The organism is Terrabacter koreensis, assembly GCF_054783315.1.
The window spans coordinates 170644-189913 of sequence record NZ_BAAGQU010000011.1 but is presented as its reverse complement, the minus strand read 5'-3'; the positions used below and the strand labels follow the sequence as shown (position 1 = coordinate 189913).

General features: G+C 71.9%; 15 protein-coding genes. 3 read left to right on the top strand and 12 right to left on the bottom strand.

Annotated features, from left to right (window positions below; translation table 11 throughout):
• Positions 1 to 20: 20 nt before the first annotated feature.
• The 9 genes from tpiA to uvrA form a co-directional block, all read right to left on the bottom strand.
• A complete protein-coding gene (tpiA, locus tag ACYVNR_RS18605) occupies positions 21 to 839 on the bottom strand; it encodes a triose-phosphate isomerase (protein ID WP_461050054.1) in 819 nt (272 codons plus the stop codon).
• Complete coding sequence (locus ACYVNR_RS18600) at positions 839 to 2047, bottom strand: phosphoglycerate kinase (protein WP_461050052.1); 1209 nt, start codon at positions 2045 to 2047, stop codon at positions 839 to 841. The genes tpiA and ACYVNR_RS18600 overlap by 1 nt, the downstream gene beginning before the upstream one ends.
• A gap of 97 nt (positions 2048 to 2144) precedes the next feature.
• Entirely contained in the window at positions 2145 to 3149 is a 1005-nt protein-coding gene (gene gap / locus ACYVNR_RS18595) for a type I glyceraldehyde-3-phosphate dehydrogenase (protein ID WP_461050050.1), read from the bottom strand.
• 199 nt (positions 3150 to 3348) lie between these two features.
• Positions 3349 to 4329: a DNA-binding protein WhiA gene (gene whiA, locus ACYVNR_RS18590; protein WP_045192354.1), complete on the bottom strand. Its 981-nt coding sequence runs from the start codon at positions 4327 to 4329 to the stop codon at positions 3349 to 3351.
• Positions 4330 to 4440: 111 nt separating this feature from the next.
• Entirely contained in the window at positions 4441 to 5409 is a 969-nt protein-coding gene (locus ACYVNR_RS18585) for a gluconeogenesis factor YvcK family protein (RefSeq protein WP_045192353.1), read from the bottom strand.
• 13 nt (positions 5410 to 5422) lie between these two features.
• Positions 5423 to 6340, bottom strand: a complete 918-nt coding sequence (rapZ, locus tag ACYVNR_RS18580) for an RNase adapter RapZ (RefSeq protein ID WP_045192351.1) — start codon at positions 6338 to 6340, stop codon at positions 5423 to 5425.
• Positions 6337 to 8466 (bottom strand): excinuclease ABC subunit UvrC, encoded by a 2130-nt coding sequence (gene uvrC, locus ACYVNR_RS18575; RefSeq protein ID WP_461050048.1) that lies wholly within the window; start codon positions 8464 to 8466, stop codon positions 6337 to 6339. The genes rapZ and uvrC overlap by 4 nt, the downstream gene beginning before the upstream one ends.
• A gap of 121 nt (positions 8467 to 8587) precedes the next feature.
• Complete coding sequence (locus ACYVNR_RS18570) at positions 8588 to 9166, bottom strand: Rieske (2Fe-2S) protein (protein WP_052677430.1); 579 nt, start codon at positions 9164 to 9166, stop codon at positions 8588 to 8590.
• Positions 9163 to 12285, bottom strand: a complete 3123-nt coding sequence (gene uvrA / locus ACYVNR_RS18565; protein ID WP_045192348.1) for an excinuclease ABC subunit UvrA — start codon at positions 12283 to 12285, stop codon at positions 9163 to 9165. Before uvrA ends, ACYVNR_RS18570 begins: the two co-directional genes overlap by 4 nt.
• A 119-nt stretch (positions 12286 to 12404) precedes the next feature.
• Between uvrA and ACYVNR_RS18560 the strand changes: the two genes are divergently transcribed.
• Genes ACYVNR_RS18560 through ACYVNR_RS18550 form a run of 3 tightly spaced genes read left to right on the top strand, consistent with a single transcriptional unit; the run spans position 12405 to position 15647 of the window.
• Positions 12405 to 14255, top strand: a complete 1851-nt coding sequence (locus tag ACYVNR_RS18560; protein WP_461050045.1) for a glycoside hydrolase family 15 protein — start codon at positions 12405 to 12407, stop codon at positions 14253 to 14255.
• Positions 14252 to 14953: a maleylpyruvate isomerase family mycothiol-dependent enzyme gene (locus ACYVNR_RS18555; RefSeq protein ID WP_458799793.1), complete on the top strand. Its 702-nt coding sequence runs from the start codon at positions 14252 to 14254 to the stop codon at positions 14951 to 14953. The genes ACYVNR_RS18560 and ACYVNR_RS18555 overlap by 4 nt, the downstream gene beginning before the upstream one ends.
• Position 14954: 1 nt before the next feature.
• The gene (locus ACYVNR_RS18550) at positions 14955 to 15647 is read left to right on the top strand and encodes an MBL fold metallo-hydrolase (RefSeq protein WP_461050043.1); all 693 of its coding nucleotides are present in this window, start codon (positions 14955 to 14957) and stop codon (positions 15645 to 15647) included.
• A 65-nt stretch (positions 15648 to 15712) separates the two neighbouring features.
• Here the strand turns inward: ACYVNR_RS18550 and ACYVNR_RS18545 are convergent, their stop codons facing one another.
• The 3 genes from ACYVNR_RS18545 to ACYVNR_RS18535 form a co-directional block, all read right to left on the bottom strand.
• On the bottom strand, positions 15713 to 17113 hold the full coding sequence (locus tag ACYVNR_RS18545; protein WP_461050042.1) for a sensor histidine kinase: 1401 nt from the start codon (positions 17111 to 17113) through the stop codon (positions 15713 to 15715).
• A 15-nt stretch (positions 17114 to 17128) separates the two neighbouring features.
• Complete coding sequence (locus ACYVNR_RS18540; protein ID WP_461050041.1) at positions 17129 to 18847, bottom strand: FAD-dependent oxidoreductase; 1719 nt, start codon at positions 18845 to 18847, stop codon at positions 17129 to 17131.
• A 63-nt stretch (positions 18848 to 18910) separates the two neighbouring features.
• Positions 18911 to 19228, bottom strand: coding sequence for a hypothetical protein (locus tag ACYVNR_RS18535; protein WP_045192463.1), 318 nt, complete (start codon positions 19226 to 19228; stop codon positions 18911 to 18913).
• Positions 19229 to 19270 lie beyond the last annotated feature (42 nt).

The window sequence follows — 19270 nt, the reverse complement described above, 5'->3', positions numbered from 1 at the left end:
AGGCGGTGGTCAGGCGGTGGTCAGGCGGTCGTGAGGTGGTCGCGGTAGCGACAGATCGACGCGAACTCGGCCGGGTCGATGGACGCGCCGCCGACGAGCGCGCCGTCGACGTCCTCCTGGGCCATGATCGCCGCGACGTTGCCGGCCTTGACGCTGCCGCCGTAGAGCACGCGTACGCCGTCGGCGACGTCGCCGCTGTAGAGCTCGGCGAGCAGCGTGCGGATGGCCGCGCACACCTCCTGGGCGTCGTCGGGGGTCGCGACCTCGCCGGTGCCGATGGCCCAGATGGGCTCGTAGGCGATGACGATGCTGGCGGCCTGCTCCTTGGTGACGCCGTCGAGGTCGGCGCGCAGCTGGGCGACGACGTGCTCGACCTGGCGGCCCTCCTTGCGCACGTCGAGGGCCTCGCCGCAGCACAGGATCGGGGTGAGCCCATGGAGGTACGCGGCCTTGACCTTGGCGTTGACGACCTCGTCGGTCTCGCCGTGGCCCTCGCGCCGCTCGCTGTGCCCGATGGCGACGTACGTGCAGCCGAGCTTGGCGAGGAAGGCGCCGGAGATGTCGCCCGTGTAGGCGCCGGAGGTGTGCGGCGAGAGGTCCTGCGCGCCGTAGCGCAGGTCGAGCTTGTCGCCCTCGACGAGGGTCTGCACCGAGCGGAGGTCGGTGAACGGCGGGAGCACGGCGACCTCCACGGCCGAGTGGTCGTGCTTCGCGTCGCGCAGCGTCCAGTCGAGCTTCTGCACGAGGTGCGTCGCCTGGAGGTGGTCGAGGTTCATCTTCCAGTTGCCCGCCATGAGCGGGACGCGGCCCACGGGGGCGGTCTTGTCGTTCTTCGCCATCAGGCGTCGTCCTCCTCGAGAACGGTGAGTCCGGGCAGCTCCTTGCCCTCGAGGTACTCGAGGCTGGCGCCGCCACCGGTGGAGATGTGGCCGAAGTCGGAGTCCTCGAAGCCGAGCTGACGCACGGCGGCGGCGGAGTCACCGCCACCGACGACGGTCAGCGCGCCCTTGCCGGTGATGTCGACGAGGGCCTCCGCGAGGGCCTTGGTGCCGTCGGCGAAGGGTGCCATCTCGAAGGCGCCCATCGGACCGTTCCAGAACACGGTGCGGCAGTCGGCGAGCTTCTCGGCGAAGAGGCGGCTCGACTCGGGGCCGATGTCGAGGCCCATCCGGTCGGCCGGGATCGCGTCGGCCGCGACGACGCCGTGGGCGGCGTCGGCGCTGAACGCGTCGGCGGCGACGACGTCGACGGGCAGGACGATCTCGACGCCCTCCTTCTCGGCGCGGTCGAGGTAGCCCTTGACCGTGTCGACCTGGTCGGCCTCGAGCAGGCTCTTGCCGACCTCGAGGCCCTGCGCCGCGAGGAAGGTGAAGACCATGCCGCCACCGATGAGGAGGCGGTCGGCGGTGCCGAGCAGGTTGCCGATGACACCGAGCTTGTCGGACACCTTCGCGCCACCGAGCACGACGGCATACGGGCGCTCGGGGTCCTTCGTGAGGCGGCGCAGCACGTCGACCTCGGTGGAGACGAGGTCGCCCGTGGCGTGCGGCAGCAGGCGTGCGACGTCGTAGACGGAGGCCTGCTTGCGATGCACGACGCCGAAGCCGTCGGAGACGAAGACGTCTGCAAGGGAAGCGAGCTCGGCCGCGAACCCAGCGCGCTCATCGTCCGTCTTGGCGGTCTCGCCGGCGTTGAAGCGGAGGTTCTCGAGGAGCAGCACCTGGCCGTCCTCGAGGGCTGCGGCCTTGGCCTTGGCGTCGTCACCGACGGTGTCGTCGGCGAAGACGACGTCGCTGCCGAGCACCTCGCCGAGGCGCTTCGCGACGGGCGCGAGGGAGTACTTGGCCTCGGGGGCGCCCTTGGGGCGGCCGAGGTGGGCGCACACGATGACCCGGGCGCCGGCGTCGGCCAGGCCCTTGATCGTGGGCGCGGAGGCGCGGATGCGGCCGTCGTCGGTGATGGTCGAGCCGTCGAGCGGGACGTTGAGGTCGGACCGGACGAGGACGCGCTTGCCGCGCAGGTCGCCGAGGTCGCTGGTGGTCTTCACGCGGGATGCCTCTTCTGGTGGTGGGGATCAGCCGGGCAAGGGTGCGGCCACCGCCCCACGGGACCACGCAGGGTCCGGGGGCGGTGGCCGAGTGGGCTCAGAGCGACTGGCCGACGAGCGCGACGAGGTCGACGAGGCGGTTGGAGTAGCCCCACTCGTTGTCGTACCAGCCGACGACCTTGACCTGGTTGCCGATGACCTTGGTCAGGCCGGCGTCGAAGATGCACGAGGCGGGGTCGGTCTCGATGTCCTTCGAGACGATCTGGTCCTCGGTGTAGACGAGCACGCCCTTGAGCGGGCCCTCGGCAGCGGCCTTGACCGCGGCGTTGACCTCCGCGACGGTGGTCTCGCGGCCGGCCTCGAACGTGAGGTCGGTGGCCGAACCGGTGGGCACCGGGACGCGGAGGGCGTAGCCGTCGAGCTTGCCCTTGAGCTCGGGCAGCACGAGGCCGATTGCCTTGGCCGCACCGGTCGAGGTCGGGACGATGTTGAGCGCGGCGGCTCGGGCGCGACGGAGGTCCTTGTGCGGCGCGTCCTGCAGGTTCTGGTCCTGCGTGTACGCGTGGATCGTCGTCATGAGGCCCTTGACGATGCCGAACTCGTCGTTGAGCACCTTGGCCATCGGGCCGAGGCAGTTCGTCGTGCACGAGGCGTTGGAGATGATCGTGTGCTTCGAGGCGTCGTACGCGTCGTCGTTGACCCCCATGACGATCGTGATGTCCTCGTTCTTGGCCGGGGCCGAGATGATGACCTTCTTGGCACCGCCGTCGACGTGCGCCTTGGCGGCCGTCGCGTCGGTGAAGAACCCGGTGGACTCGACGACGATGTCGGCGCCGACCCCGGCCCAGTCGATCTTGGACGGGTCGCGCTCCTCGAACACGCGGATCGACTTGCCGTCGACCGTGAGCGAGGTGTCGTCGTAGGTGACCTCGCCCGGGAAGCGACCCAGGATCGAGTCGTACTTGAGCAGGTGGGCGAGGGTCTTGTTGTCCATGAGGTCGTTGGTTGCCACGACCTCGATGTCGGCTCCGGACGCCACGATGGCGCGGAAGAAGTTGCGGCCGATGCGGCCAAAGCCGTTGATACCAACGCGAACGGTCACTGCTGTGCACCTCTTCGGTAAGACTGTGTCGGACGATGTGCCAGACCTTGGGCCGCCACGCTGCGACCTCGATCACACCCACCCTAGTGCGTCGGCTCAGGGGCCGAACCGGCAGTCTCAGGGCTTGGTGAGCACCCGCTCAGCGCGTCCCGCACCACCCGACGTACGCGTACGGCCGGGCAAGGGGGTCGACGGAGGGTCAGCTGTCGAGCATGTCGGGGGTGAGGTTGGCGTCGGTGCCGGGCACCCCGAGCTCCTCGGCCCGCTTGTCGGCCATCGCGAGCAGGCGGCGGATGCGCCCGGCGACGGCGTCCTTCGTCATCGGCGGCTTGGCCAGCTGGCCCAGCTCCTCGAGGCTCGCCTGCTTGTGCTCGAGACGGAGCACGCCGGCCTCACGGAGGTGGTCGGGGATGTCCTCACCGAGCAGTTCCATGGCGCGCTCGACGCGGGCTCCGGCCGCGACGGCGGCGCGGGCCGAGCGGCGCAGGTTGGCGTCGTCGAAGTTCGCGAGACGGTTGGCGGTGGCCCGCACCTCGCGGCGCATCCGACGCTCCTCCCACGCCAGCACGGCGTCGTGGGCACCGAGCCGGGTGAGCATCGCGCCGATGGCGTCGCCGTCACGGATGACGACGCGGTCGACACCGCGCACCTCGCGCGCCTTCGCCTGGATGCCGAGGCGCCGGGCCGCGCCGACGAGGGCGAGGGCGGCCTCGGGTCCGGGGCAGGTGACCTCGAGCGCCGATGAGCGGCCCGGCTCGGTGAGGGAGCCGTGGGCGAGGAAGGCGCCGCGCCACGCGGCCTCGGAGTCGCACGTGGCGGCGCTGACGACCTTGGGCGGCAGACCGCGGACGGGGCGCCCGCGGGTGTCGATGAGCCCGGTCTGGCGGGCGAGCGTCGCCCCCTCCTCGACGACGCGCACGACGTAGCGCGAGCCGCGGCGCAGGCCGCCGGCGGCGAGCACGAGGACGTCGCTCTTGTGGCCGTAGACCTCGGTGATGTTGCGGCGCAGGCGCCGGGCGGCGTTGGCGGTGTCGAGCTCGGCCTCGACGACGATCTGCCCACCGATGATGTGCAGTCCCCCGGCGAACCTGAGCATCGTGGACACCTCGGCCTTGCGACAGCAGGGCTTGGTCACCTCGAGGCGTGAGAGCTCGTCCTTCACCTTCGCTGTCATGGCCATGGGCGACATCCTGCCATCCTGATCAAGAACCCTCGCGGCGGGACCGCTCCGCGACACACCGAGCACGTGAGGCCCTGCGCGTCGGCGTGTCGCGTGGGGGGCAGGCAGGGCTCAGGCGATGACGTCGCGCAGGGCAGCCGCGAGCCTCAGGGGGTCGTGCACGCCCGGCTCGCCACGCGCCGCGACCGGGGCGACGACGAGCTCGGCTCCGAGATCGGCCGCGGCAGCGCGCAGGGAGGCGCCGTCGGGGACCACGCTCGGGTCGGCGAGCACGACGTCGAGCCGCAGGTCGGGCGCGTTGGCCGCGAACGACGCCAGGTGGTCCTCGGCACGAAAGTCGCGGGTCTCGCCCTTGTGCACCTCGAGGTTGAGGTTGAGCAGGCGCTTCGCAGGGGTTGTCACGAGGGCGTCGACGAGGTCGGGCACGAGCAGGTGCGGCATGACCGACGTGAACCACGAGCCGGGCCCGAGCATGACCCAGTCGGCGGCGGCGACGGCCCCCAGGGCCTCGTGGCACGGCTCGGGGCAGGTCGGCACGATGCCGATGGACGAGACGATGCCGGGTGACGACGCGACCCGGTGCTGGCCGCGCACCTCGACGGTTTCGCCGGGACGCTCGGGGTCGTGGCCGCGGATCTCCGCCACGATCTCGAGGGGCTCGGCCGCCATCGGCAGCACGCGCCCGCGGGCACCGAGGAGGCGGCCCACGAGGTCGAGGCCCTTGACCGTGTCGCCGAGCAGCTCCCAGATGGAGACGATCATGAGGTTGCCGAGGGCGTGCCCCTGGAGCTCACCCGAGCCGGCAAAACGGTGCTGGAGGACGTCGCGCCACGTGTGCCCCCAGTCGCTCTCGTCGCAGAGGGCCGAGAGGGCCATGCGGAGGTCGCCCGGAGGCAGCACGTCGAACTCCTCGCGCAGCCGGCCGCTCGAACCGCCGTCGTCGGCGACCGTGACGACGGCCGTGACGTGGTCGGTGAGCAGGCGCAGCGCCGAGAGCGTTGCTGCGAGGCCGTGCCCGCCACCGAGCGCGACGATGTCGCGGTGGTGCGGGAACGCCAGGGGTCCGCGGGGTGGGGTCATCGGCCGGGCCCCGTCACTCCCGCCCCAGGTCGCGGTGCACGACGAACGTGTCGACGCGGTCGCGCCCGCCGAGGCGCGCGCTCAGGGCCTCGGCGATGGCGACGGAACGGTGCTTGCCACCGGTGCAGCCGACGGCGACGGTGACGTAGCGACGCCCCTCTCGGACGTAGCCCGCGATCATCGTGTCGAGGAGCTCGCCGGCCCGGTCGAGGAACTCGTCGGCACCGGCCTGCTTCATGACGAACTCGCTGACGGGGCCGTCGCGCCCGGTGAGGGCCCGCAGCTCGGGCACCCAGTAGGGGTTGGGCAGGAAGCGCATGTCGAAGACGACGTCGGCGTCGAGTGGCAGGCCGTACTTGAACCCGAAGGACATCACGGCGATGCGCAGCTGCACGCGGCCCTCGCCGGCGAAGAGCGAGCTGAGCTTGGCGCTCAGCTGGTGCACGTTGAGGCCCGAGCTGTCGATGACGACGTCGGCGGACGACCGCAGGTCGAGCAGCCGCTCGCGCTCACGCTGGATGCCGTCGAGCAGCCGGCCGTCGCCCTGCAGCGGGTGCGGACGGCGCACGCTCTCGAACCGGCGCACGAGGGCCTCGTCGGTCGCGTCGAGGAACACGAGGCTGGGCCGCTCGCCGCGCTCGCGGGCCTCGGCGATGGCGCCCTCGAGCAGCTCGAACCAGCCGCGCGAGCGGACGTCGACGACGACGGCCACCTGCTGGAGCCGGGACCCGGGGTCCTTCGCGCGCGCCTCCTCGCGCAGCTCGGTCAGGTGCGAGAGGAGCTGGGGCGGGAGGTTGTCGACGACGAGCCAGCCGAGGTCCTCGAGGACGTTGGCGGTGGTGCTGCGTCCGGCGCCGCTCATGCCGGTGACGATGACGATGGGCGCATCGGCCAGCGACGTCTGCGGGGTGGGGCCGGTGTCGGCGGTCATTCGAGCACTTCTCCCGTCGTGAGGTTCACGGCTGGCTCCTGGGGCGCTCCCCCAGCCAAGTGGTTGACGACGGCCGAAGCAAGCGACCTGCCGAAGCCCGGAACAGCCATGATGTCCGAAACGTCCGCCGAGCGAAGTCGTTTGACCGAACCGAAGTGGCGCAGCAGCGCCTTCTGCCGGCTGTTGCCCAGACCCGGTATGCCGTCGAGCTGGGAGGTCGTCATCGCCTTGGAGCGTCGCTGGCGGTGGAAGGTGATGGCGAAGCGGTGCGCCTCGTCACGCAGGCGCTGGAGCAGGTAGAGGCCCTCGCTGGTGCGCGGCAGGATGACCGGGTGGTCGTCGCGCGGGAGCCACACCTCCTCGAGCCGCTTCGCGAGGCCGACGAGCGCGACCTCCTCGATGCCGAGCTCGTCGAGGACGGCCTGCGCGGCGTTGACCTGCGGCAGCCCGCCGTCGACGACGACGAGGCTCGGCGGGTAGGCGAAGCGCCGGGGCCGGCCGGTCTCGGGGTCGATGGGCCCTGAGGTGGACGGCCCGTCGTCGTCGCCGTCGCGGTCGGTGCCCTCGGTTGCGTCGCTGTCAGCGACGGCGCCGTCGGCGACGGCGCCGTTGCGGCCAGCAGCCCGGCCGGAGCCGTCCGAGGGATCGCTGACGACGCCGGTGGACAGGTCGAGGTCACCGGCGCCCTCGGCGTCCTCGAGGTAGCGGCGGAACCGTCGGGTCAGGACCTCGCGCATCGCGGCGGTGTCGTCGACCGTCGCGGGCGCGTCGGGTGCGGCTCCGTCGCCCTCGGCCGTCGAGGTGGCGCCCCGGACGATGAAGCGGCGGTACTCGCTCTTGCGGGCGAGGCCGTCCTCGAAGACCACCATCGAGGCCACGACGTTGGTGCCCTGGACGTGGCTGACGTCGTAGCACTCGATGCGCAGCGGCGCGTCGTCGAGGCCGAGGTAGTCCTGCAGCTCTTGGAGCGCCTTGCTGCGCAGGGTGAGGTCGCCGGCGCGGGCGACCTTGTGACGGGCCAGCGACTGCTCGGCGTTGCGGCGCACCGTCTCCATGAGCGTGCGCTTGTCGCCGCGCTGCGGCACCCGCACGCCGACGCTGGAGCCGCGCACCGTCGACAGCCACTCGGTGACGGCCTCGAGGTCGGCCGGCAGCGTGGGGACGAGCACCTCGCGGGGCACGGCGTCGCGGTCGGCGTCGCCGTAGACCTGCTGGAGCAGGTGCTCGACGAGGGTCGGGAGGTCCTCGCTCTCCTTTTCGACGACCCAGCCACGCTGGCCCCGGATGCGGCCGCCGCGCACGTGGAAGACCTGGACGGCCGCCTCGAGGTCGTCGTCGGCGAGGGCGAAGACATCGGCGTCGGTGGCGTCACCGAGGACGACGGCCTGCTTCTCGAGGGCCTTGGTCAGGGCGCCGATGTCGTCGCGCAGCCGGGCCGCCTGCTCGAAGTCGAGCTCGGCCGCGGCCTCCTTCATGCGGGTCTCGAGGCGCTTGGCGAAGCGCGAGCTGTTGCCCGCCATGAAGTCGCAGAAGTCCTCGGCGATGGCGCGGTGCTCGTCGGGGGTGACGCGCCCGACGCAGGGCGCCGAGCACTTGTCGATGTAGCCCAGCAGGCAGGGCCTGCCGCTGGCGGCCGCACGCTTGAAGACGCCCGAGGAGCAGGTGCGCACCGGGAAGACCCGCAGCAGCAGGTCGAGCGTCTCGCGGATCGCCCAGGCGTGGCCGTAGGGGCCGAAGTAGCGGGTGCCCTTGCGCTTGGCGCCGCGCATCACCTGGGCCCGCGGGAACTCCTCGCCCATCGTGACGGCGAGGAACGGATAGGACTTGTCGTCGCGGTACTTGACGTTGAAGCGCGGGTCGAACTCCTTGATCCAGGAGTACTCGAGCTGGAGCGCCTCGACCTCGGTGCGCACGACGGTCCACTCGACCGAGGCCGCGGTGGTGACCATCGTGGCCGTGCGCGGGTGCAGCGCGGTGATGTCCTGGAAGTAGGACGAGAGGCGGGGGCGCAGCGACTTGGCCTTGCCGACATAGATGACCCGGCCGTGGGCGTCGCGGAAGCGGTAGACGCCCGGGTCGGTCGGGATCTCCCCCGGCTTCGGTCGGTAGGTCGTCGGGTCCGCCACGCGTCCACCCTATGTCGGCCCACCGACGACGCCGTATGCCGCCCTCCGACCCCGACGAGGGCGGCAGGACGGCATACGGGAAGGTCGGTCAGGGCTCGGGTGGAGCGCGGTCGGGGCTCGCTCAGGCGACGGTGAAGGTGTCTCCGCTGACGGTGACCTGCTTGGCGGTGAGGGCGCGCTTCGCCTGGCTGTCGGGCGTCGGCTCGCCCGTGGTCAGGTCGAAGTGGCTCTGGTGGCAGGGGCAGACGAGCTGCTTGTCGGCGACGGAGCTCACGGCGCAGCCCTGGTGCGGGCAGGTCGTGTCGAAGGCCTTGAACGTGCCGGCCACCGGCTGGGTGACGACGGTCTTGGTGTCGGGGAAGAACTTCGCGCCACCGACGGGCACCTCGGACGACGGGGTGCCCCCGCCGGACGGCGCCGAAGCCGCGGCCGAGCTCGACCCGCCCGCGGAGGCCGCGCTGCTCGACGAGGCGCCGGTCGCGCTGGGGACGGGCGGGCTGCTGCAGGCGGCGAGGGCACCGGCGCCGACGACGACTCCGGCGGCCTTGAGGACGCCGCGGCGGTCGGCGAGTGCGGCGACGTGCTGGTGACCCTCTTCGGCAGCGACAGGGGTGTCGACAGGGGTGTCGACGGAGGGGGCGTGCTCGGGGGCGAAGGTGCTGGACTGCTCGGCGGTGCGTGAGTGGCTGCGCTGTGTCATGCGTTCCTCTTCCTGGTGGTGGAGGTCCGTGTCTTGCTCACGGTGGTGCTGGGCGTGCTCTTCTTCGCGGCCGCGGTGGTGGCACCTCCTCTGGCGCGACCCGTGGTGCGGGGGGCCTTCAGTCTGGGAGAGCTCGCTGTGCCCGAGCCGTCAGCTCGCTGTGAGCCCTCCCCGGCCTTCTTCCTGGTGCCGGACCCGGCGCGGCCCTTGGCGGTGGTGCGCGTCGTCGTGCGCGCGGTGCGGTCGAGGATCGGTCGGAGGAAGCGGCCGGTGTGGCTGGCCGCCACGTCGGCAACGTCCTCGGGAGTGCCCTCGGCGATGACCGTGCCGCCCCCCGACCCGCCCTCGGGGCCCATGTCGATGATCCAGTCGGCGTTCTTGATCACGTCGAGGTTGTGCTCGATGACGATGACGGTGTTGCCCTTGTCGACGAGCCCCTGCAGCACGTCGAGGAGCTTCTTGATGTCCTCGAAGTGCAGGCCGGTCGTCGGCTCGTCGAGGACGTAGATCGTGCGTCCGGTGGAACGCTTCTGCAGCTCGCTCGCGAGCTTGACGCGCTGCGCCTCGCCGCCCGAGAGGGTCGGTGCCGGCTGGCCGAGGCGCACGTAGCCCAGGCCGACGTCGTTGAGCGTCTTGAGGTGGCGCGAGATCGCGGGGACCGCCTCGAAGAACGTGGCGGCCTCCTCGATGGGCATGTCGAGCACGTCGGCGATGGTCTTGCCCTTGAAGTGCACCTCGAGCGTCTCGCGGTTGTAGCGGGCCCCGTGGCACACCTCGCACGGCACGTAGACGTCGGGCAGGAAGTTCATCTCGATCTTGATGGTGCCGTCGCCGGAGCACGCGTCGCAGCGCCCGCCCTTGACGTTGAAGGAGAAACGCCCGGGCTGGTAGCCACGGATCTTCGCCTCGGTCGTCTCGGCGAACAGCTTGCGCATGTTGTCGAAGACGCCGGTGTAGGTGGCCGGGTTCGATCGGGGCGTTCGCCCGATCGGGCTCTGGTCGACGTGCACGACCTTGTCGAGGTGGTCGAGGCCGGTGACCGTCTTGTGCCGGCCGGGCACGTGCCGGGCGCCGTTGAGCTTGTTGGCGAGGACGTTGTAGAGGATGTCGTTGACGAGGGTCGACTTGCCCGAGCCGGAGACGCCGGTGACGGCGACGAGGTTGCCGAGCGGGAAGTTCACCGAGACGTTCTGCAGGTTGTTCTCGCGAGCGCCGGTGACCGTGAGCTGGCGACCGTCGTGGCCGCGGCGCACGTCGGGGGTCGGGATCTCGCGGCGCCCGGAGAGGTACATGCCGGTGAGCGAGTCGGGGTGCTCGAGCAGCCCCTTGACCGGCCCGGAGTGCACGACGTGGCCACCGTGCTCGCCGGCGCCGGGGCCGATGTCGACGACCCAGTCGGCGGTGGCGATGGTGTCCTCGTCGTGCTCGACCACGATGAGCGTGTTGCCGAGGTCGCGCAGGCGGGTCAGGGTCTCGATGAGCCGGTGGTTGTCGCGCTGGTGCAGGCCGATCGACGGCTCGTCGAGCACGTAGAGCACGCCCACGAGGCCGGAGCCGATCTGGGTCGCCAGGCGGATGCGCTGTGCCTCGCCGCCGGAGAGGGTGCCGGCGGGGCGGTCGAGCGAGAGGTAGTCGAGGCCGACGTCGAGGAGGAAGCCGAGCCGGGCGTCGATCTCCTTGATGACGCGCTCGGCGATCTGCTTCTCGCGGGGCGTGAAGTCGACGGTGTCGAGGAACCCGGCGGCCTCGTTGATCGCGAGGCCACAGACCTCGGAGATGTTCTTGCCGCCGACGAGGACGGCGAGGGACTCGGGCTTGAGGCGGGCGCCCTTGCAGACCGGGCACGGGACCTCGCGCATGAAGCCCTCGTAGCGGTCGCGGCTCCAGTCGGAGTCGGTCTCGGCGTGGCGGCGCTTGATGAACGGGACGACGCCCTCGAAGCCGGTGGTGTAGGAGCGGTCGCGGCCGTAGCGGTTCTTGTAGCGGACGTGGACCTTGTAGTTCTGCCCGTGGAGCAGGGCCTCCTTCGCCCGGGCCGGCAGCGCCCGCCACGGGACGTCCATCGAGAACTTCATGTCCTCGGCCAGCGCGCCCATGACGCGCTGGAAGTACTCGGCGGAGCCGGACCCCTGGGCCCACGGGGCGATGGCCCCGTCGGCGAGGGTCAGGTCGTCGTCGGGGACGACGAGCTCGGGGTCGACCTCGAGCTCGGTGCCGATGCCGGTGCACTCGGGGCAGGCGCCGAAGGGCGAGTTGAACGAGAACGACCGGGGCTGCACCTCGTCCATGCCCAGCGGGTGGTTGTTGGGGCAGGCCATCTTCTCGGAGTAGCGCCGCTCGCGCTGCTTGTCCTTGGCGTCGCGGTCGACGAAGTCGATGATGACGATGCCCCCGGCGAGCCCGAGAGCGGTCTCGACCGAGTCGGTGAGGCGACGCTTGGAGCCGGCGTCGTCACCCTTGGCGACGAGTCGGTCGACGACGACCTCGATCGTGTGCTTCTTCTGCTTCTCGAGCTTGGGCGCCTCGGTGAGCGAGACGACCTCGCCGTCGACCCGGGCACGCGAGAAGCCCTTGGTCTGCAGCTCGGCGAAGAGGTCGACGAACTCGCCCTTGCGGCCCTGGACCACCGGGGCGAGCACCTGGAAGCGGGTGCGGTCGTCGAGCGTGAGCAGCTGGTCGACGATCTGCTGCGGCGACTGGCGGGTGACCGGCTCGCCGCAGACGGGGCAGTGCGGTCGCCCGGCGCGCGCGAAGAGCAGGCGCAGGTAGTCGTAGACCTCGGTGATGGTGCCGACGGTCGACCGGGGGTTGCGGTTGGTCGACTTCTGGTCGATCGACACGGCCGGTGACAGCCCCTCGATGAAGTCGACGTCGGGCTTGTCCATCTGCCCGAGGAACTGCCGGGCGTACGCCGACAGCGACTCGACGTAGCGCCGCTGGCCCTCCGCGAAGATCGTGTCGAACGCGAGGCTCGACTTGCCCGACCCGGAGAGCCCGGTGAAGACGATGAGGCTGTCGCGGGGGAGGTCGACGGACACGTCGCGGAGGTTGTGCTCTCGCGCGCCGCGGACGACGAGGGAATGGGCGTTGCCGGTGGGCGTAGCAGTCACGCGCAACATGCTAAGTCGGGCCACCGACAGTCCTCGTATCGGCGGCGTCGCGGCGGCTCGCCCGCGACCCGCACCAACGCGGCGGGTGCCCCGCACGCGCGACCCGGCCGGGCGGCATACTCGCACCCATGAGTGAGCACGCGCCGACGCCCATCGAGGACTACGCGGTGCTCGGCGACCTCGGCACCGCGGCGCTCGTGAGCCGGCGCGGCTCCATCGACTGGCTGTGCCTGCCGCGCTTCGACTCCCGGGCCTGCTTCTCGGCGCTGCTCGGCACGCCGGAGCACGGCAGGTGGCTCATCGCGCCGGTCGACGAGGACGCCGTGACGACCCGCCGCTACGCCGGCAACTCCTTCGTGCTCGAGACGTTCCACGAGACCTCCACCGGACGGGTCAAGGTGACCGACGTCATGCCGCTCGGCGACGGGCGCTCCGACGTGCTGCGCCGCATCGAGGGCCTCGAGGGCACGGTGCGGATGGTCCACGAGTGGACCGTGCGCTTCAACTACGGGCGCACCCGCCCCTGGGTCGCGCGGCACACCGACGACCGCGAGGGCCGCACCGACGAGATCATCACCGCCATCGCAGGGCCGGACATGCTCGTGCTGCGCGGGGCCCGCCTCCCCCACGCGCAGGACGGCCACCACGTCGACGAGTTCGACGTCTCGGCGGGCGAGTCGATGACCTTCTCGACGACGTGGTTCCGCAGCCACGAGCAGATCCCGCCGCCGCTCAGCGTGCGCGCCCGCATCGCCGAGACGATCTCGCTGAGCGAGCGCTACGCCGCCCAGAGCCACTACTCCGGGCCGTATGCCGCTGCCGTGACCCGTTCGCTGCTGGTGCTGCGCGGCCTGACGCACCAGACGACGGGGGGCATCGTGGCCGCCGCGACGACCTCGCTGCCGGAGGAGCTCGGCGGCGAGCGCAACTGGGACTACCGGTTCTGCTGGCTGCGCGACGCCGCCTTGACGCTCGAGGCGCTGCTCGGCTGCGGCTACGTCGAGGAGACCGAGCTGTGGCGGGCCTGGCTGCTGCGGGCCGTCGCGGGCGACCCGGAGGACATGCAGATCATGTACCGCGTCGACGGGGGCCGCGACCTGCCCGAGCGGGTGCTGCACCACCTCCCCGGGTATGCCGGGTCGACTCCCGTACGCGTGGGCAACGCCGCCGTGGACCAGCGCCAGACCGACGTGCTCGGCGAGGTGATGATCTCCCTCGACCACGCACGGATGCGTGGTCTCGAGGACAACGACGACTCCTGGCACCTGCAGCGTGCCCTCGTCAACCACCTCGCCCGGCACTGGCAGGAGGCCGACAACGGGCTCTGGGAGATCCGCGGGCCGCTGCGCCACTTCACCCACTCCCGGGCCATGGTGTGGGCGGCCTTCGACCGGGCCGTGCGAGCCGTCGAGCAGTACGGCGCCGAGGGCCCGGTCGACGAGTGGAGGACGCTGCGCGACCAGGTGCGCGACGAGGTCATGACGAAGGGCTTCGACACCGAGCGTGGCACCTTCGTGCAGCACTACGACACCACCGAGGTCGACGCTTCGCTGCTCACCCTGTCGGCGATCGGTTTCGTCGACGGCGACGACCCGCGCATGCTCGGGACCATCGCGGCGGTCGAGCAGGACCTGATGCGAGACGGCCTCGTCATGCGCTACCGCACCGAGACCGACATCGACGGGCTCCCGGGTGGCGAGCACCCCTTCCTCGCGTGCTCGTTCTGGCTCGTGACGGCATACGCGAAGGCGGGTATGACCGCGAAGGCGAACGAGCTGATGGAGCGGCTCGTCGGCCTGACCAACGACGTCGGCCTGCTGTCCGAGGAGTACGACCCGGTGAACGAGCGCATGGTGGGCAACTTCCCCCAGGCGTTCTCGCACCTCGCCCTCGTCGGGGCGGCCCTGGCGCTCGCGAAGGCCACCGGCGAGGCGTCCGACAGCGCGACCGAGAAGCAACCCGGGAGGGCAACGGCATGAAGCACGCCGACGTGACCGCAGACCTCGTGGCGGCCGAGACCGAACGGGTCGTGGCGACGGCCGCCTCGTTCCGCAACGACGCGGTGCTCGCCCCGTCGCTGTGCGAGGGGTGGTCCCGCGGCCACGTGCTCGCCCACATCGCCCGCAACGCCGACGCGCTGGCCCGCGTCTGCGACGTCGCGCTGACCGGAGCCCCCGGCACCATGTACGACACGGTCGAGTCGCGCGACGCCGACATCGCCGCCGGCGCTCGTCGCTCGGCGCACGAGCACGCCACCGACATCCGCGACTCGGCCGCGCGGCTCGCCGAACGCCTCGCCGCGCTGCGTCCCGAGCACGCCGAGGTCCGTGTCGAGCGCACCCCGGGCGGCTTCCCGATCCCCGTCGGGATGGTCCCCTTCATGCGGTTGCGTGAGCTCGTCTTCCACCACGTCGACCTCGACGCCGGCTTCACGTTCGCCGCGGCACCCGACGAGGTCGTCGCCCTCTTCCTGCGCGACGCGGCGAACCGGCTGGCCAAGGAGGACGCGCCCCCGTCGCTGCGCATCGCGACGGCCGAGGGCGACGCGTACACCGTCGGTGACGGCGCGACGACGGTCACCGGGGCACGCGCCGCGGTGCTCACCTGGCTCGCCCGCGGCCACACCGACGGGGTCCGGTTCGACGGCCCCGTCCCGACCCTTCCCTTCGGAGGCTGACATGCCCGACCACGCACCCGACCACGCACCCGACACGTACTCCGGCCACGTCGAGCAGGGCGGCCCGGCCGCCGTGCGCGAGCTGCCCCACCTGACCATCCGCAAGCAGTCCGTCGGCACGATGGACAACAACGCGTACCTGCTGACCTGCCGCTCGACCGGAGCCCAGCTACTCATCGACGCCGCGGCCGAGGCCCCGCGACTCCTCGAGCTGGTGGGCGCCGGCGGTGACGGGCTCGAGACGGTCGTCACCACCCACCAGCACCACGACCACGTCGGCGCGCTCGCCGAGGTCGTCGAGGCCACCGGCGCGCGCACCGTCGCCGGCGCCGACGACGCCGAGGGGCTGCCCGTCCCCGTCGACGTACGCGTCGGGCAGGGTGACACGGTGACCGTCGGTGACGTGACGCTCGACGTCGTGCACCTGCGCGGGCACACCCCGGGCTCGATCGCGCTCGCCTACGTCGACCCCGACGGCCACACGCACCTCTTCACCGGCGACAGCCTCTTCCCGGGCGGCATCGGCAACACGAAGAACCCGGGCCAGAGCTTCGAGTCGCTCATCGAGGACGTCACGACGCGCGTCTTCGACGTCTACGACGACGACACGTGGATCTACCCCGGCCACGGCGACGACTCCACGCTCGGCGCCGAGCGGCCGCACCTCGACGAGTGGCGCGCCCGCGGCTGGTGAGTGCGCGGCTGGTGAGTGCGCGGCCGTCCCACGGCGTGTGCCGCGTGCCGGTGCCGCGGCACCGCTCAGGGAGCGCCGGGCACCGCGCTGACGGGTAGGCGCACGCGGAACCGGGTGTCGCCCGGACGCGACTCGACCTCGATGCTCCCGCGGTGGCGGTCGACGACGATCCGGTGGGCCACGTCGAGGCCGAGCCCGGTGCCGCGGCCGACCTCCTTGGTCGTGAAGAAGGGCTCGAAGGCACGCTGCCGGGCCTCGGCGCTCATGCCCGAGCCGGTGTCACGGACCTCGACGAGCACTCCGTCGCCGTCACGCCGCGTGCGCACCGTGAGGGTGCCGTTGCCGTCCATGGCGTCGACGGCGTTGTCCACGAGGTTGGTCCACACCTGGTTGAGCTCGCCGGGCATGCCGTCGACGAGCGGCACGTCACTCCCCCAGTCGCGCACCACGGTGACGTTGGGACGCAGCCGGGGACCCATGACGAGCAGGGTGCTCTCGATGCCCTCGCGCACGTCGACGCGCTGGTGGGACGCCCGGTCCATCTGCGAGTAGGTCTTGATGCCGGCTACGAGCTCGGAGACACGACGCGTCGACTCCCTCACCTCGGCCAGGAGCGACGTGACGTCGATGGTGCGCGCCACCCACTCGAGCGACGGGCCCAGCGCATCGCCGGGCACCGTCTCGGCCGCTCGTCGGAGCCACGCGACGTCGGCGCCGGCGGAGACCAAGGGCGCGGCGAGGTCCCACGGCTGCTCCACCCCTGCACGCTCGAGCCACTGCCCCAGCTCCTCCTCCCGGTCAGCGGTCTCGAGCGGGTCGGCGAGCGCGGCCGGTGGTCCCAGTCCCCGCCGGAGCGAGTCCAGGGACTCGAACCCTTCAGCGGTCAGACCGCGGACCGCCATGTGCCGCAGGGCCTCCAGCAGACCGTCGCAGGCACGTTCGAGCTCCGCCGCGGACCGGGCGGACGCGGCCGCCGGGTTGTTGATCTCGTGGGCGAGCCCTGCCGCGAGCGTGCCGAGCGTGACGAGACCGCTGCGCTGCCGGGCCGTCGCCTCGATCGACCGGGCCGTGCCGTAGAGCCCTGCCACCAGGTGCGCCGCGAACGGGAACCACGTGTCGGCGAGGTCGCGGAGGTCCTCGGCCGGAACCCGCAACATCCGACCCGCGGTGACGCCTCGCGCGGTGGCGAGGTAGACCCCGTTGTCGTCCCAGGCACGGAAGCCACCGGCCCACCGGCCCGGCACGTCCATGCGCCCCACGGTGACGTCCTCGCGGCCGATGTGGCGCGACAGGTCCAGCGCGCCGTCGACGAGCACCCACCAGTGGTCGGCACGGTCACCCTCGAGGAACACGACCTCGCCGGGGCGGACCCGGAGCTCGGTCCCGACCTCGAGCAGCTGCGTGAGCTGGTCGTCGCGCAGCCCGTCGAAGAGGGGGATGGTCCGGAGGTCGGCGAGCGCGAGCATCGTTGGCAGGTCCCGTCAGATCGTGGCGAGATAGCGGTGCACGAAGTAGACGGACATCGAACCCTCGCCCACCGCCGATGCCACCCGCTTCATCGAGTCGGCGCGCACGTCGCCCGCAGCGAAGACGCCGGGAAGGCTCGTCTCGAGGGCGAACGGCGGCCGGCTCAGGGTCCAGCCCCCGGCGTACGGTCCCGACACGAGGTCGTGGCCGGTCACGACGAAGCCGTGCCCGTCCCGCGCGACCTCCGCACCCAACCAGTCCGTGCGGGGGGCCGCGCCGATGAAGACGAAGAGCCACGAGGCCTCGACGTCGGTCGTCGTGCCCGCGGCCCGGTCGGCGAGCGTCAGCCGTTCCAGGTGGCCGTCGCCGGACGCTGCGACGACCTCGGTGCCGCACAGCACGCGGATCCGGTCGTCGGCGCGGATCCGCTCGACGAGGTACTGCGACATGCTCGCCTCGAGCGAGGAGCCCCGGACGACGAGCGTCACCCGCTTCGCGAACCGCGCGAGGTTGAGCACGGCCTGGCCGGCCGAGTTGGCGGCGCCGACGACGTAGACCTCCTCGCCGCTGCAGGCCGCGGCCTGCCCGGCGCTCGCCCCGTAGTGGACGCCGCGTCCCACGAGGGCGTCGAGGCCGTCCGCGGCGAGACGACGGTAGGAGACGCCGGTCGCCAGGACGACGCTGCGCGCCTCGATGTCGGTGAAGCCGTTCTCGCTGCCGCCGACCCGAGGCTCCGGAGCGCCACCCCCGATGTGGGCCTCGATGCCCTGCAGCCGCACCGCCCGCACCGGGCCTCGGGGCTCGAGGGCGACGACGTCGCGGGCGAGCACCATCTCGGCGCCGAACCGGCGGGCCTGGGCGATGGCGCGCTGGGCCAGGTCCGCACCGGAGAGCCCGCGGGGGAAGCCGAGGTAGTTCTCGATCGCGGCGCTCTGACCCGCCTGGCCGCCGGGCGCCTCGTGCTCGACGACGACGGTGCTGAGGCCCTCGGAGGCGGCGTAGACGGCCGCCGCGAGACCGGCGGGTCCGCCGCCGACGATGCAGAGGTCGTAGAGGTCGCGCTCCGCGCGGGTCCGCAGTCCCAGGGCGCTCGCGATCGCGACGGTCGACGGGGCTCTGAGCGTCTCGCCGTCCGGCACGAGCACCAGCGGCAGGTCCTCCGGCCGGGCCCCGGCGAGGTCACGCAGCCGCGCGCCCTCGGCGTCGCGCTCGACGTCGAGCCACCGGTAGGGCACGTGGTTGTTGGCGAGGAAGGTCTTGACCGCGTGGGTGCCCTCCGACCAGCGGTCGCCCACCACGCGTACGTCGTCGGTGTGGTCCGGGTGGGCGTGGTGCCAGTCGGCGAGGAGGTCGTCGACGACGGGGTAGAGGTTCTCGTCGGGCGGGTCCCACGGCTTGAGCAGGTAGTGGTCGAGGCCGATGTCGTTGATCGCGGCGATGGCGACGTCCGTGTCGGCGTACGCCGTGAGCAGGACCAGCTTCGCCTCGGGCACGTCGACCCGCACCCGGCCGAGCACCTCGATGCCGGTCAGCCCGGGCATCCGCTGGTCGGCCAGGACGAGAGCGAGCGGCTGCCCCTTGAGAAGCAGGCGGGCCACGAGGTCGAGCGCCTCGGCGCCCGAGCTCGCGCGCAGGATGCGGTGGTCGACGCCGTAGCGCGCCCGCAGGTCCCGGGCGATCGCAGCGGAGACGGGAGCGTCGTCATCCACCGTGAGGATCGCCGGTCTCGCCACGCGCCCAGCGTACGAGCGGCGCGACCCGAGCGGGCGGGAGTGCGCAGACTCGTGCGGGAGGGCCTACTGGGCGCCCTCGAGGTCCGAGGTGGCGTCCGGATCGAGCTCGGCGATCAGCGACTCCAGCTCGGTGCGGAGGAAGTCGAGGTCCGGTGGCACGTTCGTCAGGATGATGTGACGGCGCGGGTTGTTGGCGACGCACAGGCCGACGCCGAGCCGCGACCGACCGTGCCGCTCGCGCCAGGCGCGCTCGAGCTGCGGCCCGCCGGCCCAGTCGACGGGCGCGTGGAGCCAGCCCTGCACGTCCACGAGGTCGCCGTCGGGACCGTGGCGTCGGTTCTTCGGGGGATCGAATCCTTCGATGGTGATTCGCTCTTCCATGTTCTGACGGTACGGCGCTCGGGGCGCGGCGACCAGTACCTC

Bases quoted from the DNA above. Each gene is read 5' to 3' on its own strand.
- ACYVNR_RS18585 (WP_045192353.1), bottom strand. From the start codon at position 5,409: ATGACCCCACCCCGCGGACCCCTGGCGTTCCCGCACCACCGCGACATC.
- rapZ (WP_045192351.1), bottom strand. From the start codon at position 6,340: ATGACCGCCGACACCGGCCCCACCCCGCAGACGTCGCTGGCCGATGCG.
- uvrA (WP_045192348.1), bottom strand. From the start codon at position 12,285: ATGTTGCGCGTGACTGCTACGCCCACCGGCAACGCCCATTCCCTCGTC.
- whiA (WP_045192354.1), bottom strand. From the start codon at position 4,329: ATGGCCATGACAGCGAAGGTGAAGGACGAGCTCTCACGCCTCGAGGTG.
- ACYVNR_RS18535 (WP_045192463.1), bottom strand. From the start codon at position 19,228: ATGGAAGAGCGAATCACCATCGAAGGATTCGATCCCCCGAAGAACCGA.
- ACYVNR_RS18545 (WP_461050042.1), bottom strand. From the start codon at position 17,113: ATGCTCGCGCTCGCCGACCTCCGGACCATCCCCCTCTTCGACGGGCTG.
- tpiA (WP_461050054.1), bottom strand. From the start codon at position 839: ATGGCGAAGAACGACAAGACCGCCCCCGTGGGCCGCGTCCCGCTCATG.
- ACYVNR_RS18550 (WP_461050043.1), top strand. From the start codon at position 14,955: ATGCCCGACCACGCACCCGACCACGCACCCGACACGTACTCCGGCCAC.
- ACYVNR_RS18555 (WP_458799793.1), top strand. From the start codon at position 14,252: ATGAAGCACGCCGACGTGACCGCAGACCTCGTGGCGGCCGAGACCGAA.
- ACYVNR_RS18570 (WP_052677430.1), bottom strand. From the start codon at position 9,166: ATGACACAGCGCAGCCACTCACGCACCGCCGAGCAGTCCAGCACCTTC.
- ACYVNR_RS18560 (WP_461050045.1), top strand. From the start codon at position 12,405: ATGAGTGAGCACGCGCCGACGCCCATCGAGGACTACGCGGTGCTCGGC.